The following is an 18,000-nucleotide window of genomic DNA, read 5'->3' on the forward strand; positions in this document are numbered from 1 at the left end:
ACCGGACATGAGAAAGCAAGCATCATGAATATGTGATTACTCTAAATCCTTAAGAGTTTTAATATTCCAAATATCACGGGCATATTCTTTCATCGTTCTATCTGTTGAGAATTTTCCCATACGGGCGGTGTTCAGAATTGCCTTCTTATTCCAAAGAGCAGGGTCGGCATATTCACGATCCACAATTTTCTGAGTTTCAATGTACTCCACAAAATCAGCAAGATGCAGATACTGCTCATTATCCGTCAGCAATTTATCTACGATCCAACTGAACATTCCCGGATCTTTCGGAGAAAATCTATTTGACCGCAAAGCATCCAAAACCTGTCGCACTTCAGGAGATTTTTCATAAATTCCTCGTGGATGATAAGAGCCTGTCACCAAAAAAGTTTCAACTTCCTCCTGTCTCAATCCAAATAGGTAAAAATTCTCAGCCCCGACTTCCTCACGCATTTCAACATTGGCTCCGTCCAGAGTTCCAATTGTCAAAGCACCATTCATGGCAAACTTCATATTACCGGTTCCCGAAGCCTCGGTACCTGCGGTTGAAATCTGTTCACTGAGGTCACAGGCCGGAATAATCTTTTCCGCAAGCGAGACACGATAATCAGGAGTAAAAGCAACCTTGATCAGCCCTTTAGTCCGCTTATCTTTGTTGATTACATCCCCGACACTATGAATAAGCTTAATTATCTGTTTGGCTTCCCAATATCCGGGAGCAGCCTTGCCGGCAAAAATAAATGTTCTGGCACAAAAAGGTTCCCGACCATGATCAATCATTTCCAGATACATATGAATAATATGCAGAACATTCAGTAACTGCCGCTTATATTCATGTATGCGTTTGGCGTGAATATCAAAAATAGAATCTGGAGAAACCTTAATATCCAAGGTACTTCTTATAAAATCCGAAAGAACTATTTTATTTTTACGCTTGGCGGCAATAAATTTTTTCCGGAATTCTGAATCCGTTGCGTATTTTTCAATTTTTTTGAGTTCACCTAGATCAGTAATCCACTTTTTACCTATAGAATCAGTTAATAACTGAGCAAGAGGAGGATTGGATTTAAGCAACCAGCGTCTGGGAGTTACCCCGTTTGTTTTATTGTTAAATTTCTCAGGGTTCATTTCATAAAAATCAGGGAAAAGCCTGCGCTTTACTAGATCTGAATGAAGTTCGGAAACCCCGTTAACTGAATGCGAACCGATAACAGCAAGATTGGCCATACGGACTTCTTTCTTACCGTCTTCCTCAAAGAGTGACATGCGCCTGATTTTCTCAACATCATCTGCATACTTCTTCTTAACACCGTCCAGAAAACGGCTGTTAATTTCATATATGAGCTGCAAATGACGCGGAAGAACCTTTTCAAGCAAATCAACCGACCAGCACTCAAGAGCTTCCGGCAATAAAGTATGGTTCGTATACGCACAGGTCGCCTGTGTAATCTCCCAGGCTGTTCCCCATTTGATTCTTTTTTCATCCACAAGATACCGCATCAACTCAACAACGGTTAAAGCCGGGTGAGTATCGTTAAGCTGAATAACTACATAATCAGCAAATTCTTCAAAATTTTTGTTTTGAGCTGAGAACCTGCGTGTGATGTCCCTCAAACCGCAAGCCACCAGAAAGTATTCCTGAACAAGGCGTAATTCTTTACCGAAAGAGACTGATTCGCTGGGATACAAAACCTTAGTAACCATTTCAGATTCAATTTTTCGCTGGACAGCCCGGATGTAGTCCCCGTGATTAAAAATTTCCATATCAAAGCTTTGAGAAGCACGAGCGGCGAACAATCTAAGGTAATTTACTGTTTTTCCGCCATAACCTACGATTGGAATATCATATGGAACACCTATAATATCTTCCCAGTCCATCCACATGGGCAGATACTCACCATTAGGCAAAATACTGTTTTCCACCCTACCGTATAAAGGAATCATCACAGCCTGATCAGGGCGGGCTATCTCCATCGGCATACCGTCTGCCATCCAGTAGTCAGCCAGTTCTTTCTGGCAGCCGTCCTGAATGGACTGCCTGAAAAGACCATACTCATAATGGATACCGTAACCGCATCCGGGCATATCAAGTGTTGCTAATGAATCTAAAAAACAGGCAGCGAGTCTTCCCAAACCACCGTTTCCAAGCGCCGGATCGCGTTCGCTCTCGCGGACTTCGTCAAGATCGTACCCGATATCCTTGAACATCTCCTCACATTCTGAAAGGAGCTCCATGTTGCACAAGGTGTTACCAAGGCAACGCCCAAGCAGATATTCTATAGAAAAATAATACATACGCTTGGCTTTAGTTTCGCGGAACCTGTCACGAGTCAGCATCATTCTTTCAACAAGACGATCCCGCATCGATAATGCCAAAGCCTTACCGATATCATGCTCTGTGGCACTATCCACTTCCTTGCTGAGCGAAAAAACAACGTGGTCACAGATATCAGCGGCAAGACTCTTGCGATCATTTTTCTTTTTCAAAGTAAATCTGCGTTTTGTCATAAGTACTCCTACTTATTCATGAGGGATGATATAACCACATTAACAGTTTCAATATTCTAAATCCACTTGAAATAACATTTCATAAAAAAGCTTAATTTTCAGAAATATAAATACAAAAAACAGCAAAATAATGGAAAGAATATTCCATAATTTTGCTGTTTTTTGTATTAACACTTGCTTAATTATATTTTGTAAAATTTAGAAAAGTTAAGTCTATAAAATACGAAGAGATTAATAAGCAAAAAGATCAAGATTGCGCTAATTTTTAATTTTACCCTGAGAGAAAGTAATAATATTATCGGCGACATCTTCAAGCCAAAGATAATCATGACTGACAATAACAAGCGTTGTTCCGTATTTTTCGCGAACCTTCACAGCGGCTTCGTGGATCAAAAGCGTGCTTTCTCTATCTAGACTGGCTGTGGGTTCATCAAGAAGCAGAACCTTCGGATTAATTGCAAGCCTTGCCGCCAAGGCAACTCTTTGCGCTTCACCTCCCGAAAGTTCATACCATTGACGAGACATAAAGATATCAGGATCAAGTCCCACAAGACTTAAAGATTCTCGGACCTTACTTTCAATATGAGTTGCGCCTCTAAGTTCAAGTCCATAAGCAACGTTCCCTGCAACCGTTCTTTTTAACAGATAAGGTTCCTGAGTCAGCAGGGTTACTTTCCGACGAAGCTGAATATCCGCAATTTCGATCTTTTTGCCGTCAAATATAATTTCACCTGAAACGGGGCTCTCAAGAAAAGCTAAAATACGCATAAGGGTACTTTTACCACTGCCGTTGTGTCCGGCAAGACCGATGATTGCCCCTTTCGAAACAACAAAGTCATCAAGACTAAGAACGGTTTTACCGCTATAACACTGAGTTACACCGGATAGTTTGTACAGAATATCACTCATTTCCCCGCCCTCTTTTTAATACCGGACATGGAAAAATTCACGGCAAATGCAACAATCATCAATACAATGCCAAGAGCAATCCCCATCGCAAACTCACCCTTACCTGTCTCCAAAGCAATTGCCGTGGTTATGGTTCTTGTATGCCATTTTATATTTCCACCAACCATCATAGAAATACCTATCTCAGAAACAATTCGGCCATATGCCGCAGCTGCCGCAAGTACAAGGCTATAACGAGCTTCCCAGAGAGTTGTACGCAATATATGACTACGCCCGGCTCCGAGAGTCAGCAGTGTATTTTTTAATCGCTGATCAAGGTTTTCAACGGCTGTAGCCATCATTGCAATCACAATAGGGAGCCCTAATAACGCCTGACCAAAGGCAATACCGGGAATGGTGAAAAGAAGCTCCATCTCTCCCAGTGGCCCTCTGTGGGAAAGAAGCGCATAAACCAGAAGCCCAATCACTACAGTTGGAAAAGAAAGCAGAGAATCCACCACAGTTCGCAAGAATTTCTTTCCGTAAAAATCATGATAACCAAGCATGAACCCCAGCGGGGCGCCGATTATCAGACTTGCGGAAATCGAAATAGTCGAAACCGAAAGGGTAGTGAATATGGCAGAATAAGTTTCAGCATCTCCACCGAAAAGCAATAAAAATGCCTGAAAAAAACCATTTACAATAAAATCCATATAGTACCCTTAAATAAAAAAAAGGGACGCAAATGCATCCCCTCTTTTTCAACATTATAGTGACGACTTAAAACTATTTTGCGTTAGGAATGAACAGTTTTTTACCAAGAAGTTTGAAATCGGCAATATCCTTCTGAGCTTTAGAAGAAGTAAGCCAGTTAGAGAATTTAGTTGCCAGTGCATACTTAGCATTTTTGCACTTTTCAGGATTTACAGCAAGAACGCTGTACTGGTTAAACAGAGACTTATCACCTTCAACCAGGACTTTAAGCTCAGGATTACCCTTCTTGTTAGCTTCATATTTAATATAGGTGCCGCGATCAGTCATAATGTAGCCATCGCGTTCTTCGGCAATGTTGATACTTTTGATCATGCCCTGTCCGGTCTGAACATACCATGCATCTTTATCAGGAACAGCCATTCCAGCTGTTTTCCAAAGAGATATTTCTTTTTTGTTGGTTCCGGAGTTGTCACCGCGGCTTACGAATGCAGCTTTCTTGGAAGCAATTGTCTTCATAGCCTCGACAACTGAAAGACCTTTAACTCCTGCAGGATCGGAAGCCGGACCGATGATAACAAAATCATTATACATAACTTCTTTACGATCTTTAAGTGCGCCGGAATCAACATATTTCTGTTCCGCAGCAGGAGCATGAACCAAAAGAACATCAACATCACAATTTTCGCCCATTTTGAGAGCCTTGCCTGTACCAACAGCGGTCCAGCGTAATTCAATTCCGGTGTCTTTCTGGAATTTAGGAGCAAGCTCATCAAGCAAACCTGTATTATCAGTACTGGTAGTTGTAGCCATCATTAAAACTTCTTCTGCTTTAACCAGCCCAGGTGAAACAAGCAGTACAACAAGCGCAAATGTTAACAGCATCACATTAATTTTTTTCATCTTCCCTCCGAATTAAAAAAATTGGATCATTGTATACAATTAAAATAAATCCGCCACAGCTAGTGCCGTTCAGATCAACCCAGCACTATCAATATGTGCTAAAACAAAATCCAGACAATATGTCAACTCAAGCATAATTATACTATTAGTTTGGCCCCTAATATTGAAAATTTAACATTATACGATTCCTTAAATTCAATTTCTGTGCTGAACTTGAAGGAGAAAAGATAAACTTGCCCACTACACAAGTTTTTATTTATCCTATTCGAAACAAACGCAGGTGAAAAAATGGTCAAAGACAGTCATAATTTTACGGTTAAAGAATATTCCAACAACTCTTTTCGAGATAAAGAAATTAAAAGTATTCTTGAAATTCCGTTAACCATTAATCTTAACGGTCGAGAAGTAGTAACGCTGCTTACGACTGCTAAGTATCCAAAATATTTAGCAATAGGATTCTTGAAGTCCGACGCATACATTTCCACAAGGGATCAAGTTACAGACATTAAAATAACAGAGCGAGATGACAGAATAATTGCGGACGTAACAACAAATAATGATCCATGGGAAGGGCGCGTTCTCGAATATTCAATAACTTCCGGCTGCGGAAAAGGGACAAACTTCGGACGAAACGTTTCCACCATTTCTAAAAAAACTATCCATTCCGACCTGAAGGTTACACCTGATCAAATCCTGCATCACGCCCGCACACTGCATGAAAGATCCACGCTCTACGGACAGACCAGAGGTTGCCATAACTCCTCCCTTTGTACGCCGACTGATATGCTTTATTTCAGAGAAGATATAGGCAGACACAATGCAATTGATATGATTGTCGGTCAGTGCTTTTTTGAAGAAGTTCCTACCAACGGTAAAATCATTGTTTCTACCGGAAGAGTTGCTTCTGAGATCCTGCTTAAGGCTGTCCGCATCGGTGTTCCAATTTTGGCTTCGACAGCAGTCGCCACAAGTTTTTCCGTTGAACTGGCAAGAAAAATCGGCATCACTTTAATAGGTAACATCAGTGATACCGGATTCTGGGTGTATAATGATCAGGGCAGAATTGAAGGCCTTTGATGCCTTCATAAAATAGCTTAATCCTACTTTTTTTGTATTATACCAAACCTGACATAATAACTCTTTTTACATAAAACTTACAGAATCAAAAAATAAAGCCCTTATCTCCTTTAAAACTAACTAAAGAGGCAAGGGCTTCGTTATGTTTATCATTCCTCATTTTATTTTTAAAATAGATGTTGACGACGTAACCAAAAGAGTTGATTTTTAGTGCTAAAACGAAAGTAATTAACATTAACATGCAGCTTTCTCAAAGAAGGCTTATTCCCTCTTTAGTGCAAAATCGGAATCAATACTTAAAAAGATGCTCCACGTTAAGTAATTAGTATTTAAGCAATATAAATTCAGAATGTTATGTCCCCAAAGATGATAACGACTAGGAGAATATTATGACTTTTGATTACAGCAAGGCACAACGTCAGTTAGATAAAAAAATTATAAACCTGAATAAAAAAGAATTTCTTCCGGGCGAACTTGTTGATCTTATATCAAATGTAGCAAAAATTCAGCTTGAAGCAGAACAACAAGCCGCACCAGTTATGCCAGACACCGCGTCCCTTGCTCCTGCCGCCGAAAACATTCAGGGACGCCCTTTACTCGCCCGGGCAGATTTCCCATATGATCACGATCAGGCAGTTCAATTATTCGCAAAATTTTCTGATATACTTTTAAATTTGTCCGGCCCCATTGCTGATGCTGCAAAGTTTATTTCTGATAGAATTGAAAACGGAGAACTTGATCTTGAAAAAGGTTTTTCCGCATATGTTCAAGGGGATGACAACTTCTTTGCTAAATGGGGAGAGCTGACACCCGAAGCTCCGCGTACTTTAAATTTTCTTATCCAATCGTCAGTAACTCCATCAATCAAAGTTGTTGCTAGAAACATTGCCGAACATCTGCCTGAAATTGAAAAAACAGAAGAAGAAACACCAACCAGCGTTGATCTGGAAATTGAAGTCAGTCCTCCGCCAGCCCGTAATCATGGACATTGCCCAGTGTGCGGCAGCATTCCTTTCATTCATGTCCTGCGTCACAAACAAGGATTCCGTTACGCGGACTGTTCGTTCTGTCATACCGAATATCGCGTGCGCAGACTGGCGTGTGCTTACTGTGATGAAAGCGACTCTAAAAAAATTAAATTTTTCACAGCTGAGGGAGAGCCCGGTTACCGTGTTGAGGTTTGCGACAGTTGCAATAATTACATCAAAACTATTGATTTCAGAGAACTGGACAAAGTTTCCATCCCGACACTTGATGACTTGGAATCTTTACCGCTTGATTTTTTAGCAGTCGAAGAGGGTTACAAACGCGGAACATTATCAGCATGGGGGTTCTAAAATGACATTAATTGACAAACTCGGAAGAAGTGTCAGCTACCTCAGACTTAGCGTGACTGACCGATGTAATCTAAGATGCAAATACTGCGTAACTAAAGACTTCACTTTCACACCGCATCCCAACATCTTGCGATATGAAGAAATGCTCAGACTTATTGATCTGGCTGCCTCTCTAAATATCTCAAAACTCCGGCTGACCGGCGGGGAGCCATTCGTTCGTCGCGGTTTTATGGATTTTATTTCATCTATACAAAACAATCATGCAGATATGGACTTGCGAATTACGACCAACGGCACACTGCTCGAACAATATGTAAAAGATCTCAAAAAGATCGGCATCAGCAGACTGAACATATCGTTGGACACCTTGAACCGCGAGACATTTAAAGACATCACAGGATCCGATTATCTAAATGAGGTTCTGAATTCTATTTCCGCCTGTCTTTCAGCCGGAATACGCGTTAAAATAAATGCAGTTGCCATGAAAGGTATTAATGATCACGAACTGGAATCATTCATAAAATTTACAAAAGAGAATCCCGTTGATTTCCGTTTTATAGAATTTATGCCCATGGGCGAAGACACAAGATGGTCCAATGAAAGATTTTGGGGAGCTGAAGAAATTCTCGAGCAAGCACGGCAATTTGCCAGCTTGAACCTGATTAAAAGAACCGCTGAAAACCGGGGACCGGCTCAAATGTATTCTATTCACGGTGGTAAAGGAAGATTAGGATTAATTTCTCCCGTCAGTTCCCATTTTTGCGGAACATGCAATAGACTTCGCATTACCTCCGACGGATATCTCAGAACCTGTCTGTTTTCCGACAAAACCTACCGACTCCGTGACATCATGAGAAATCCAAAATTAAATGATGAGTCTCTAAAACGCGTACTTGTAGCAGCTACACGAGATAAACCTCTCGGGTACGATCTTCTACAAGCCAGAAGAGGAAGTGAAGTATGCGGCACACAAATGTCAGCCATCGGCGGTTAGATGATCGTGCAGCTAAACTTAAAAGGCTAGCTTCTTCCGAGGAAGAAGCTAAAAAATTTCTAATTGCAAACTGTTTCGGAGAAAGAAAACCTTTCTGTCCACGATGCAGAGAAAATAAATTATATGTTCTAAACGGCAGCCGCTACCGCTGTTCTTCCTGCAAATATACATTTCAGGATTTCAGCGGCCGATGGATCAACAATGGAGGTTTGTCCTGCACTGAATGGATACGCCTTATTCAACTTTTTGCTGAAGACAATACAGCTCATGCAATTTCGCTGGATTTAGGGATTTCTTACAATGCAGCTTACAAGGCTGTATCATCTCTGAGATTTGCAATTCTAGCGCAGGCAATTGACGCTGTTCAGCTCCTTGGACCTGAAACAGGTCTGCACAAGCATTTAAATAATAAAAAACTTACAGGTATACCTGCTAAAACAGGGTCTGAAGTAATTCCCGTATTCGGCGTGCTTGAAAAAAATGGTTGGGTGTTTATTGACCTTATGCAAAATATCAACGCCGAATCTGTTTTTCACTTTAACCACAACTTTCACCTTAAACTTGTAAGACACGGAAGCATTATTCACACTGATCGCTATCAGAAATACAATGCACTTATACTCTGCGGAGACGATTCGCTCCCTCTTGATTATATCCGTAAATATCCGGGTGTAACCCCTGAAATTGAAAAATCAGACGGAGAATTCTGGACATTCGCCCGAGACAGATTCAAACGGTACAAAGGAATATCCCCTCACAGATTTCCGTTATATCTTAAGGAACTGGAATTCAGATTCAATAATCGAGATAAAGATATTTTTAATATTCTGGTCAACTATGTCTGCAAAATAGTACCTGATGTAGATTAAATCTTAATATCTGCTAACTGAGAAATCATAAACAAAGTCCAAGCTCTGCAAACAGACGCTTGGACTTTTAATTATGTAAAAACAAACACATTTTAAATAAAACCATATAATACCAGCAACTTATAAAAAATAGTAATTTAACAAATTTATTATTACACCATCACAACAAAACTATTATTTTTTAAATATTAAAAAAAGTCATCAATACAGACTGTTACAAAAACCTACCTACTCATTCATTTTTCTACCCAAAAGATTTTAGTGCAGAACCAGCTGCAAGCGCCTACTTATAGCAATTTCTAAAATGGACCTATAGATGTTTTCGTACAAACTCAAAAAACATTTTCTACCCTACCTCCTTTATCATAGGGTAAAGAACGAAGGCCGCCGGATCTCTGTCCCGACGGCCTTCATTTTTTCAGCTCGCAACAACTTTATTTTTACCCAGTTCCTTTGATTCATACATAGCTTTATCGGCTCGCAAGGTAAGGGAATCAAGCGTATCTCCAGTGATATACTGCGCAACTCCGCAACTGACCGTAACATTCATTACGGTAGATTCGATGGAAGTAATATCTTTGCAAACACCTGCCTGCTCAACAGAACTACGAATTCGCTCGGCTATGAACACAGCCTGCGAACTATCTCCGCTCACCAGAACAATAAATTCATCGCCACCCCATCGGGCGCACAAATCACTGTCACGAATAGAAGAATTAATAACCCCGGAGATCTCTTTTAACAGTCGGTCACCTTCGTTATGACCGCAAGTATCGTTAACCTCTTTGAACCTGTCTAAATCCAACAGAACAACCGAAAACGGACTCCCTGTTTTCAGATGTAAATTCATAGCCCCATCGAATCTTTTTTCAAAAGATCTACGATTAGCAACTCCGGTAAGTTCGTCAGTATTAGCCTGAACTTCAAGCCTTCCCTGAAAATGGTTAATTGTGAGTATCGAAATAATTATTATCAGTAGCGTTGCGAGCGCTCCGATACCTAAAGTTCTTATAAAATTATTACGAGCCGCTCTCATTGCCGCATTTTCTTTTTGTTCAACAATTAAAAACCAGTCAAATTCAGGAATGAAACGTGCGGTAAGATGAACAGGTTCGTCATCTTGCATATATTTAAACATGGCAGAGCTGTCCCGGTTCATATCAAGAACTTCGTCAGCTATATTTTTAAGCCCCTCAATATCTTTAATATTCAAACTTTCAACCAGTTGCTTATCGGCATGAACCTGCACAACACCCTGCGGATCCACCAAAAAAATATTCTTTGAATACTTTTGGGTGAATATTTTAAGGAGGCTGGCGACTTGATCCATCTTAAGACCTACGCCGGCAACACCAAGAAGATTACCTTCTTTATCTTCCACTCTATGATTAATAAAAACAGTGAGGATGTCATCAACGGCCTGATTTGTATCAACATCAAATTCATACTCCAAACCGGACTTAACAAAATTATAATACCACACGTCGTGACTGTCTTTCGGAGATATTGTTTTTAAAACTCCGTCATAGTAAAAATACTCACCAGTCTTGGCAGACACAAAAAAAGAGGTGAAAAAACCATATTTAGTCCTGATTTCGTCAAGATACCTCATGATCTTAACAACATCCTTCTCGCCTTCGCTTGCCCAGTCTTTTAAAAAAATATCATTGGCCATGAGAGACGAAACAAAAAGAGGACGCATGAGACCGGACTGCATTTCCGAATAAATATTATCACGGGTTAACGGCAGAGCTGAATTCAATATTTCATCCCGGGCTGAATTCCGGGAAACATTGTAATTGAAAAAAGACACGGAAATAAAAGCTACGACCAGAATTGTCGTTAGAGTGATTATCAATTTTAGTCTGACAGACACATTCATCCTCCTATACTCCACACTTTACCCCGACCAAAGAGTTATGTGCAATAATATTTCACAAACTTCAACGCACGCAAAAGCATGACATTTAAAGAATGTACACATTAAAAAATAAATTAAATAGTTTTAAAATAATCTCTTAGATCCAGAGTGAGCTTGCAGATGCTGATAAGCTTTAGCTGTTGCGACGCGCCCCCGTGAGGTCCGCTTTAAAAAGCCGCATTGTATCAGGTAAGGTTCATAAATTTCTTCGATAGTTCTGACTTCTTCGGAGCAGGCAACTGCAATGGTTTTAACACCGACAGGTCCGCCACCGAACTGATCAATTAATACAGAAAGGATCTTACGATCCATCTGATCAAGACCAAGCGGGTCGACTTCCAGTCGATCAAGAGCCATGTCCGCAATTTTAGCATTCACAACACCATCACCATGCACGGTTGCGTAATCCCGCACCCGGCGCAAAAGACGGTTTGCAATACGCGGAGTCCCTCTTGCTCTTCTACCTATCATCAAAGCGCCCTCATCCGTGACTTCAAGATCAAAGATACGGGCTGCGCGAGTCACGATATGAGCCAGTTCTTCGGGGGAATAAAATTCCAACCTGAAAATACAACCGAATCTGTCGCGCAATGGAGAGGTAAGAAGCCCCAGACGTGTCGTAGCGCCAACCAGAGTGAAAGGTTCAAGATCAATCTTCACTGTACGGGCGGCAGGCCCCTGTCCGATAATCAAATCAAGATTAAAATCTTCCATCGCCGGATAAAGAACTTCTTCGACAGAAGATGGAACACGATGAATTTCATCAATAAAAAGGATGTCGTTTCGTGAGAGATTGGTAAGAATAGCGGCTAAATCTCCGCTTCTTTCAATTACGGGACCAGAGGTAGAAACTAGATTCACCCCCAACTCTGATGAAATAATACGAGCCAGCGTTGTTTTACCGAGACCCGGATTTCCATAAAAAAGAGCATGATCCATTGCTGTGCCGCGTCCACGGGCAGCCTGAATAAAAACATCAAGATTATGACGCAGATCATCCTGCCCGATAAAATCGGAGAGCCGTTGCGGTCTTATATGATCATCGGGAAGATTACTTTCGTTCATACGCCTAAACTATTTGTTTCTTTGTGAAATTTTCTTTAACGCCACACGGATAGCCCCTGCTGCGTCAAGATCGGGTTCTTCATCGAAAATATCTTTAAGGAAAGTTCTGACTTCATCATCCGCGTAACCAAGGTTGCGAAGACCGGAAAGAGCATCAAGAAATTCACTTCTATCGCCTTCAGCAGGACAGGCTCCGGAACGGATAGTAGCCGAACTCAGTTTATCCATTTTGTCTTTCAGACTCCACAAAATCTGACGGGCAGACTTCGGGCCGATACCGGGAACAATAGAAAGAGTTTTCACGTCTTCACGAAAAACAATATCCTGTAATTCTTTAGGACTGAACTGCGAAAGAATAGCCAATGCTTTTTTAGGCCCGAGGCGATCTATCGAAATCAATGTCTGAAAGACTTCGCGATCATCAAAGCAAGGGAAACCATAAAGATCGAGAGCATCTTCCCTTACCACCGTGAACACGTAAAAAGTAACATCAGAACCTGATGCAGGAAGAGTTGAAAGAGCAGTTATAGTAAGAAACAGTTCGTAACCCACTCCACCGGGAGTAAGGACAAGGCACGATCTATCCGTGGCTTCAAGCAATTTTCCGTGAATGTAGGCAATCATTTACCGGCCATCCTTGCAAACCTGCGTTCATTTAAATGACAAACTGCAATAGCCAGCGCATCAGTGGTGTCGTTGGCCCACTTGGTATTTTTAACTCCGAGAATACGCTCAACCATAAAAGCGACCTGACTTTTATCAGCCCGCCCTGCTCCAACCAGATTACGTTTGACCTTGGTAGGTTCATAGCCGGAAACAACCAGACCGGCGACAGCACAGGCAGCCATTGCCGCACCGCGAGCCTGACCAAGTTTTATTGCAGAGGACGGATTTGAAGCGACGAAGACATTTTCTATCGCCGCTTCATCCGGTTTATGACTTGCTATAAGCTCGGCTAACCGGACATAAATTTGTCCGAGACGAGCACACATAGGCTTTTTAGTATCTGTCCGGATTGTGCCGGCTTCAACCAGAGAGACCTGTCCGGAAACTTCTCTGACTATCCCGAACCCCGTAACACGGGTACCGGGATCAATACCGATTATCACAATGCCGGGATTTCCCATCTAACCTTCCATCTCAGCCATTAATTCATCAGGGAAATCAGCATTGACATAGACATCAGTGACGTCTTCATTGTCTTCGAGTTTTTCCATCAGATTCATTAGCTTTTTGGCGCTTGGAACATCTACTTCCAAGAGGTTTTTAGGGATAAAAGAAAGTTCAGCACTCTGGCTTACACATTCTGCGTCTTCAAACGCTTTCTGAACTGAAGAGAAATCTTCAGGAGCACAATGAACGGCAAAAGAATCACCTTCATCTATTACATCTTCAGCTCCGCCTTCAAGGCCGATTTCCAAGAGCTGATCTTCTGTGTAAGCTTCCTTGTCGAAAATCATTACGCCTTTCTTATCAAACATCCAGGCAACGCTTCCGGCTTCGCCCATACTCCCGCCAGCTTTACTGAGAGCATAACGAACTTCAGCAACTGTACGGTTTTTGTTGTCAGTAGCGGCTTCAATAAGCAAAGCAACTCCTCCGGGGCCATAACCTTCGTACATCATCTCATTGATGTCACCGCCAGCCAATTCTCCGGTACCTTTTTTAACGGCAGTATCAATTCTATCATTGGGCATATTAACAGCTTTTGCTTTAGCAACAGCGAGACGCAGGGAAGCGTTCATATTAACATCACCACCGCCGGCTTTAGCCGCGATAATTATGTCTTTAGCCATCTTTGTAAAAATCTTACCGCGCTTAGCGTCCTGTCTGCCTTTACGATGCTGAATATTCGCCCATTTACTATGTCCAGCCATTATTCCTCCTGAAAGAATCTGCCTCCGTCCGAAATACGGAACGGATAATTTATGATTTTGTTTATGCGGAACTTCATTCACGCACAAAAGGTTCCTATACTATATAATATGAACAGATGCAGTGAGACTTTTACCCTTCAATGCCACGAAAGCCAAGCGCTACAATAAAAAGCTCCATACTTTCCTCTCTGGAACTTTTCGGCTTGAAGTTTTTCACCTTTCCAAACATCTTACGCAACGAATCCGTATAAGCTCTTACATCTGCACTATCAAAAATTTTTACGACGAAATGACCGCCCTTCTTGAGTCTTCTCGGGATTAAATCTCTAGCTCTTTCACACAACTCAAGAGAATTAACCTGATCAGCAAATCTAACTCCGATTGTTTTAGGAGCCATATCGCTGATAATCAAATCATAGGGCAGGTGTTTCTCCATTGCGTCCATAAGTTCCGTAGAATCTTCAAACACGTCAGCCTGTAAATAAGTTACATTTTCGGGGAACACTGTTTCGGTGGTCTGGATATCTACACCAAGCACATACCCCTTAGGGCCGACTTTTTTTGCTGAGAACAGAGTCCACGATCCCGGCGCGGCTCCAAGGTCCAAAACCTTTTGACCTGCTTCAAAAATATGAAACCGCTTGTCGATTTCCATAAGCTTATATACTGAACGGGCAGGATAATTTTCCTTTTTCGCCTTTTTGAAGTAATGATCTTGATATTCTTTCATCTTCTCTTTTTTTGTTTAGCTGTCCGGAAAAAAGACTTTTTCCCGAGACTGCGGTATAAGGTGACAGGAAATTAACTTAATACGGCCCGCAAGCCAAGTCTAACACTATGCAACGTCCCCAAAGAATCCGCATTAAAAACGAATCCGGCAAATTTCAATCATTGCCCGACGGGAAGGAATATTTTCAAGACCTCGGCGGAAATGGAGATATACTATTTCTTGGAGTCGGTCCGACCCCGGACCTGTTGCCGAAATTATTTCCCGAGGAATCCTGCTATTACTATATTGAATGTCCTGACTACGAGAAACAGATCCCGACTTCACATGACATCCCTGCAAAATTTATAAAAATCCAGCCGGGCAACACCGACTTTCTATATAATAAAAATTTTCGTCTGATATTATACAAACCTAACAAAAGACTTTTCCCTTCATTCTGGGAACCGATAATATCAAAACTCACACTGAATAAAACCGGAATTAATTCGAATATACAAAGCAAATCCGTCTGGATTCCGGGAGATGACAAATCTCTGCTTGTACCCGAAATATCCCGAGCCTTTGCCCGTGCCGACTTCACATACAGGGTTATCGCACCGGATGCAATGCGCCGGGATCTACTATCCCTTTTGGAACAGGAACGCCCCGAAATTGTTTTCAGTATAAACTTTAACGGACTTGATAATTCGGGTGAAACATTCTTCCTACTCCGTGAAGCAAGAGTTAAAGTTGTCGTCTGGATGGTAGATAACCCTTTCCACATAATCTCAGGCATTAAATCTGCTTATTGGAAAGAAGTCCCCATGCTGATTACAGATGACTGGTTCATTAAGCCGCTCCAGAATCTCGGTGCGGCTAAAGTTGAACACCTTCCTCTTGCAGCCGACCCTGATATTTTCAACCCGGATGTTCGTTCATATCCCGGTCTGAAAGAGCGTATTGTTTTTGCGGGTAGATCAAGCTTCCCCAAGAAAATTAATTTTTTTGCAGGATGTGACTTTTCTCAGGAGGATGAACGCGCTGCAATCTCCGCCATTAATCAAGGCGTTAAACCTGATTTCGAATGGTGGACAAAAAGAGATAAGCTTGCATCATTCTGGCCGGAAAAAAACGTCCGAGCCACAGGATTTAAAGCGGAACAGGCAGGCAAAATATGGCGCACCGAAGCTCTTAAAAATGCGGGTAGCAAACTGACGGTATTCGGAGACGAAGGATGGCGTGAATTGCTTCCTGAAATTGATCTGCGCAAACCGATAGACTATTATACAATTCTGCCGACAATTTACTCAAGTTCTGCCATCGCCTTAAATATGACCAGCCCTCTGCTGCCGAATGGATTAACTCAACGCAATTTCGACGTATGGGCATCAGGTGGTTTTCTACTCACCGACCAAACTCCCGGACTTTCGATCTTCCCCGAAGATTTAGTAAGCGAATGCTCATTTTCCACCCCGGCAGAATTGCCTGAACTTTGTAATAAATTTCTAACCAATCCCCAGCAAAGAATTGCGCTTTCAAAAAAATGGCGTGAAGTTATTCTTAAAGATCATACCTACCAAAACCGCATTATTAATATCCTGAATTTTCTGAACTAAAACATCAAACCTAACTTTAGGCATAAGTATTGCTGTATCTGCTCAAACACTCTTATCAAGGAAGATATGGGAATGCAGAAAATCAAATTACTTTGTTTAATGATTATCGCAATTGCCTGCATAAACGGTTGTGCAGCTTCTATTTTCATTCCGCCACTCCCCGGCCCCACAATGATTCCTTCTGCTTTAGGCTCTATCTATACGGCCTATTCCATCGGGGCAGACGAACGAGGATTCCAGACAATTATAGAAGACGAACTGCTTGAAGCAAACATCCAATCTCAAATTATTCATCAAAAAGATCTCGAATTTCTTGATATCAGCACATATTCATACAACGGTCATGTCTATATAGTAGGCAAATATGATGAAAAAGAAGATTTCAATCATATTCGCAAAATAGTTAAAAAATCGGGAAAAGTGAACTCACTTACAACATTTCTGTTTGCAGAAAAAGAGGACGCTGCCTGTAATGTGGCAGACGACTATATGCTGCAAATGCAGGTTAAAGGAGCTTTACTGAATGATGAGTCTGTGTGGGGAACAAATATCGCTGTGAAATCAGTGCAATGCAATATCGTTCTTTTAGGCAGAGTGGGAAATATTAATGAAATAGCTCGCGCCAGACAGACAGCAGCGCAGGTCGCAGGAGTTGTCTCGATTAAATCTTTTATCAAGCCCAGTAAGCACAATAGATACAACATACACACCAAGCGCGAAGTGGCTCTTAATAAATAATCAACAACTTTCGAGAGACTCGTCCAAGTTATTATTTTCAATCGAATGATCACTTTTTAAATCTAAAAAATGGTTTTCCAGACGCATTTTCACTAACTCCAAATTGCCCTCGGCAATAGCATCTACCACTAGCTGATGCTTCTCAGCCTGCTCAATTAACGCGGGGAATTTCTTTATCTCAGCATCAACCCCCATATATATCCAATAGTCATTTGCGAGTGAATTCCAAGCCCGATGCAAATATTCATTCTCTGCGAAATCAATTATTCTTTTATGAAACTTGACATCATTTTTTAGGATCATGAGTTGATCACCGAATCTTGCACCTTTATACATACCATCAACAATGGAACGCAACTCTTCGATTTTAAGAGAATCTTTTTCGATAGCCCATTTTACAGCAAGCGGCTCCAGTTCAAGTCTTACCTTATAATAATCTTGCAGATCAGCAAGAGACATCACTTTAACCCTTGAGCCTTTATAAGGTTCTGACTCAACAAAGCCACGGGCCTTTAAATCTCTAAGAGCTTCACGCACAGCCCCCTGACTGACTTGTAAATCTCGGGAAATCTTTGTCTCAACGACCCTTTCACCGGGCATAAGCTCACCACTGAGAATTGCTTCAATTATAAACTCAACAACATCATCTCGCAAAACCCGCCGTTTAAACCTGTCCTCGCTATTCATATCGTCACCCCCATAATACAATGAGACCAAATTACAAATACACCACGTAAAGTGGTGCAAATATTAATTTACCTGCACGAACATAGCTTTTTTTATGCAA

Annotated in this window: 17 protein-coding genes; 6 read left to right on the forward strand and 11 right to left on the reverse strand. The window is 41.4% G+C overall.

What is annotated here, in order from left to right:
* Positions 1 to 36: 36 nt before the first annotated feature.
* From JEY82_RS14005 to JEY82_RS14020, 4 genes are all read right to left on the reverse strand, one after another.
* Positions 37 to 2,508: a glycogen/starch/alpha-glucan phosphorylase gene (locus tag JEY82_RS14005; RefSeq protein WP_304086539.1), complete on the reverse strand. Its 2,472-nt coding sequence runs from the start codon at positions 2,506 to 2,508 to the stop codon at positions 37 to 39.
* A 258-nt stretch (positions 2,509 to 2,766) separates the two neighbouring features.
* Positions 2,767 to 3,417 carry an ATP-binding cassette domain-containing protein gene (locus JEY82_RS14010; RefSeq protein WP_304086541.1) on the reverse strand — a complete coding sequence of 217 codons (651 nt, stop codon included), beginning with the start codon at positions 3,415 to 3,417 and terminating at the stop codon, positions 2,767 to 2,769.
* Positions 3,414 to 4,109 carry an ABC transporter permease gene (locus JEY82_RS14015; protein WP_304086543.1) on the reverse strand — a complete coding sequence of 232 codons (696 nt, stop codon included), beginning with the start codon at positions 4,107 to 4,109 and terminating at the stop codon, positions 3,414 to 3,416. Before JEY82_RS14015 ends, JEY82_RS14010 begins: the two co-directional genes overlap by 4 nt.
* A gap of 73 nt (positions 4,110 to 4,182) precedes the next feature.
* Complete coding sequence (locus JEY82_RS14020) at positions 4,183 to 5,010, reverse strand: substrate-binding domain-containing protein (protein WP_304086544.1); 828 nt, start codon at positions 5,008 to 5,010, stop codon at positions 4,183 to 4,185.
* Between the two features lie 288 nt (positions 5,011 to 5,298).
* Between JEY82_RS14020 and fdhD the strand changes: the two genes are divergently transcribed.
* From fdhD to JEY82_RS14040, 4 genes are all read left to right on the forward strand, one after another.
* Positions 5,299 to 6,087 carry a formate dehydrogenase accessory sulfurtransferase FdhD gene (fdhD, locus tag JEY82_RS14025; protein ID WP_304086546.1) on the forward strand — a complete coding sequence of 263 codons (789 nt, stop codon included), beginning with the start codon at positions 5,299 to 5,301 and terminating at the stop codon, positions 6,085 to 6,087.
* A 389-nt stretch (positions 6,088 to 6,476) separates the two neighbouring features.
* Positions 6,477 to 7,424, forward strand: a complete 948-nt coding sequence (locus JEY82_RS14030) for a formate dehydrogenase accessory protein FdhE (protein ID WP_304086548.1) — start codon at positions 6,477 to 6,479, stop codon at positions 7,422 to 7,424.
* 1 nt (position 7,425) lies between these two features.
* Entirely contained in the window at positions 7,426 to 8,418 is a 993-nt protein-coding gene (moaA, locus tag JEY82_RS14035; RefSeq protein ID WP_304086550.1) for a GTP 3',8-cyclase MoaA, read from the forward strand.
* On the forward strand, positions 8,385 to 9,287 hold the full coding sequence (locus tag JEY82_RS14040; protein ID WP_304086553.1) for an IS1595 family transposase: 903 nt from the start codon (positions 8,385 to 8,387) through the stop codon (positions 9,285 to 9,287). The genes moaA and JEY82_RS14040 overlap by 34 nt, the downstream gene beginning before the upstream one ends.
* A gap of 418 nt (positions 9,288 to 9,705) precedes the next feature.
* Here JEY82_RS14040 and JEY82_RS14045 read toward each other — a convergent pair whose 3' ends face one another.
* The 6 genes from JEY82_RS14045 to JEY82_RS14070 all read right to left on the reverse strand — a co-directional run bounded on the left by JEY82_RS14045 (position 9,706) and on the right by JEY82_RS14070 (position 14,880).
* Complete coding sequence (locus JEY82_RS14045; RefSeq protein ID WP_304086555.1) at positions 9,706 to 11,163, reverse strand: sensor domain-containing diguanylate cyclase; 1,458 nt, start codon at positions 11,161 to 11,163, stop codon at positions 9,706 to 9,708.
* 129 nt (positions 11,164 to 11,292) lie between these two features.
* Positions 11,293 to 12,273 (reverse strand): Holliday junction branch migration DNA helicase RuvB, encoded by a 981-nt coding sequence (gene ruvB, locus JEY82_RS14050; protein WP_092159848.1) that lies wholly within the window; start codon positions 12,271 to 12,273, stop codon positions 11,293 to 11,295.
* Positions 12,274 to 12,282: 9 nt separating this feature from the next.
* Positions 12,283 to 12,897, reverse strand: coding sequence for a Holliday junction branch migration protein RuvA (gene ruvA / locus JEY82_RS14055; protein WP_304086560.1), 615 nt, complete (start codon positions 12,895 to 12,897; stop codon positions 12,283 to 12,285).
* A complete protein-coding gene (gene ruvC, locus JEY82_RS14060) occupies positions 12,894 to 13,400 on the reverse strand; it encodes a crossover junction endodeoxyribonuclease RuvC (protein ID WP_304086563.1) in 507 nt (168 codons plus the stop codon). The genes ruvA and ruvC overlap by 4 nt, the downstream gene beginning before the upstream one ends.
* Positions 13,401 to 14,150 (reverse strand): YebC/PmpR family DNA-binding transcriptional regulator, encoded by a 750-nt coding sequence (locus JEY82_RS14065; RefSeq protein ID WP_304086566.1) that lies wholly within the window; start codon positions 14,148 to 14,150, stop codon positions 13,401 to 13,403.
* Between the two features lie 130 nt (positions 14,151 to 14,280).
* Positions 14,281 to 14,880: an RlmE family RNA methyltransferase gene (locus JEY82_RS14070; protein ID WP_092159856.1), complete on the reverse strand. Its 600-nt coding sequence runs from the start codon at positions 14,878 to 14,880 to the stop codon at positions 14,281 to 14,283.
* 107 nt (positions 14,881 to 14,987) lie between these two features.
* Between JEY82_RS14070 and JEY82_RS14075 the strand changes: the two genes are divergently transcribed.
* On the forward strand, positions 14,988 to 16,475 hold the full coding sequence (locus JEY82_RS14075; RefSeq protein WP_304086569.1) for a glycosyltransferase: 1,488 nt from the start codon (positions 14,988 to 14,990) through the stop codon (positions 16,473 to 16,475).
* A 72-nt stretch (positions 16,476 to 16,547) separates the two neighbouring features.
* Positions 16,548 to 17,213, forward strand: a complete 666-nt coding sequence (locus tag JEY82_RS14080) for a BON domain-containing protein (RefSeq protein WP_304086572.1) — start codon at positions 16,548 to 16,550, stop codon at positions 17,211 to 17,213.
* Here JEY82_RS14080 and JEY82_RS14085 read toward each other — a convergent pair whose 3' ends face one another.
* On the reverse strand, positions 17,214 to 17,900 hold the full coding sequence (locus JEY82_RS14085; RefSeq protein WP_304086576.1) for a GntR family transcriptional regulator: 687 nt from the start codon (positions 17,898 to 17,900) through the stop codon (positions 17,214 to 17,216).
* Positions 17,901 to 18,000: the final 100 nt, after the last annotated feature.

This window comes from Maridesulfovibrio ferrireducens, from assembly GCF_016342405.1.
GTDB lineage: Bacteria > Desulfobacterota > Desulfovibrionia > Desulfovibrionales > Desulfovibrionaceae > Maridesulfovibrio > Maridesulfovibrio ferrireducens_A.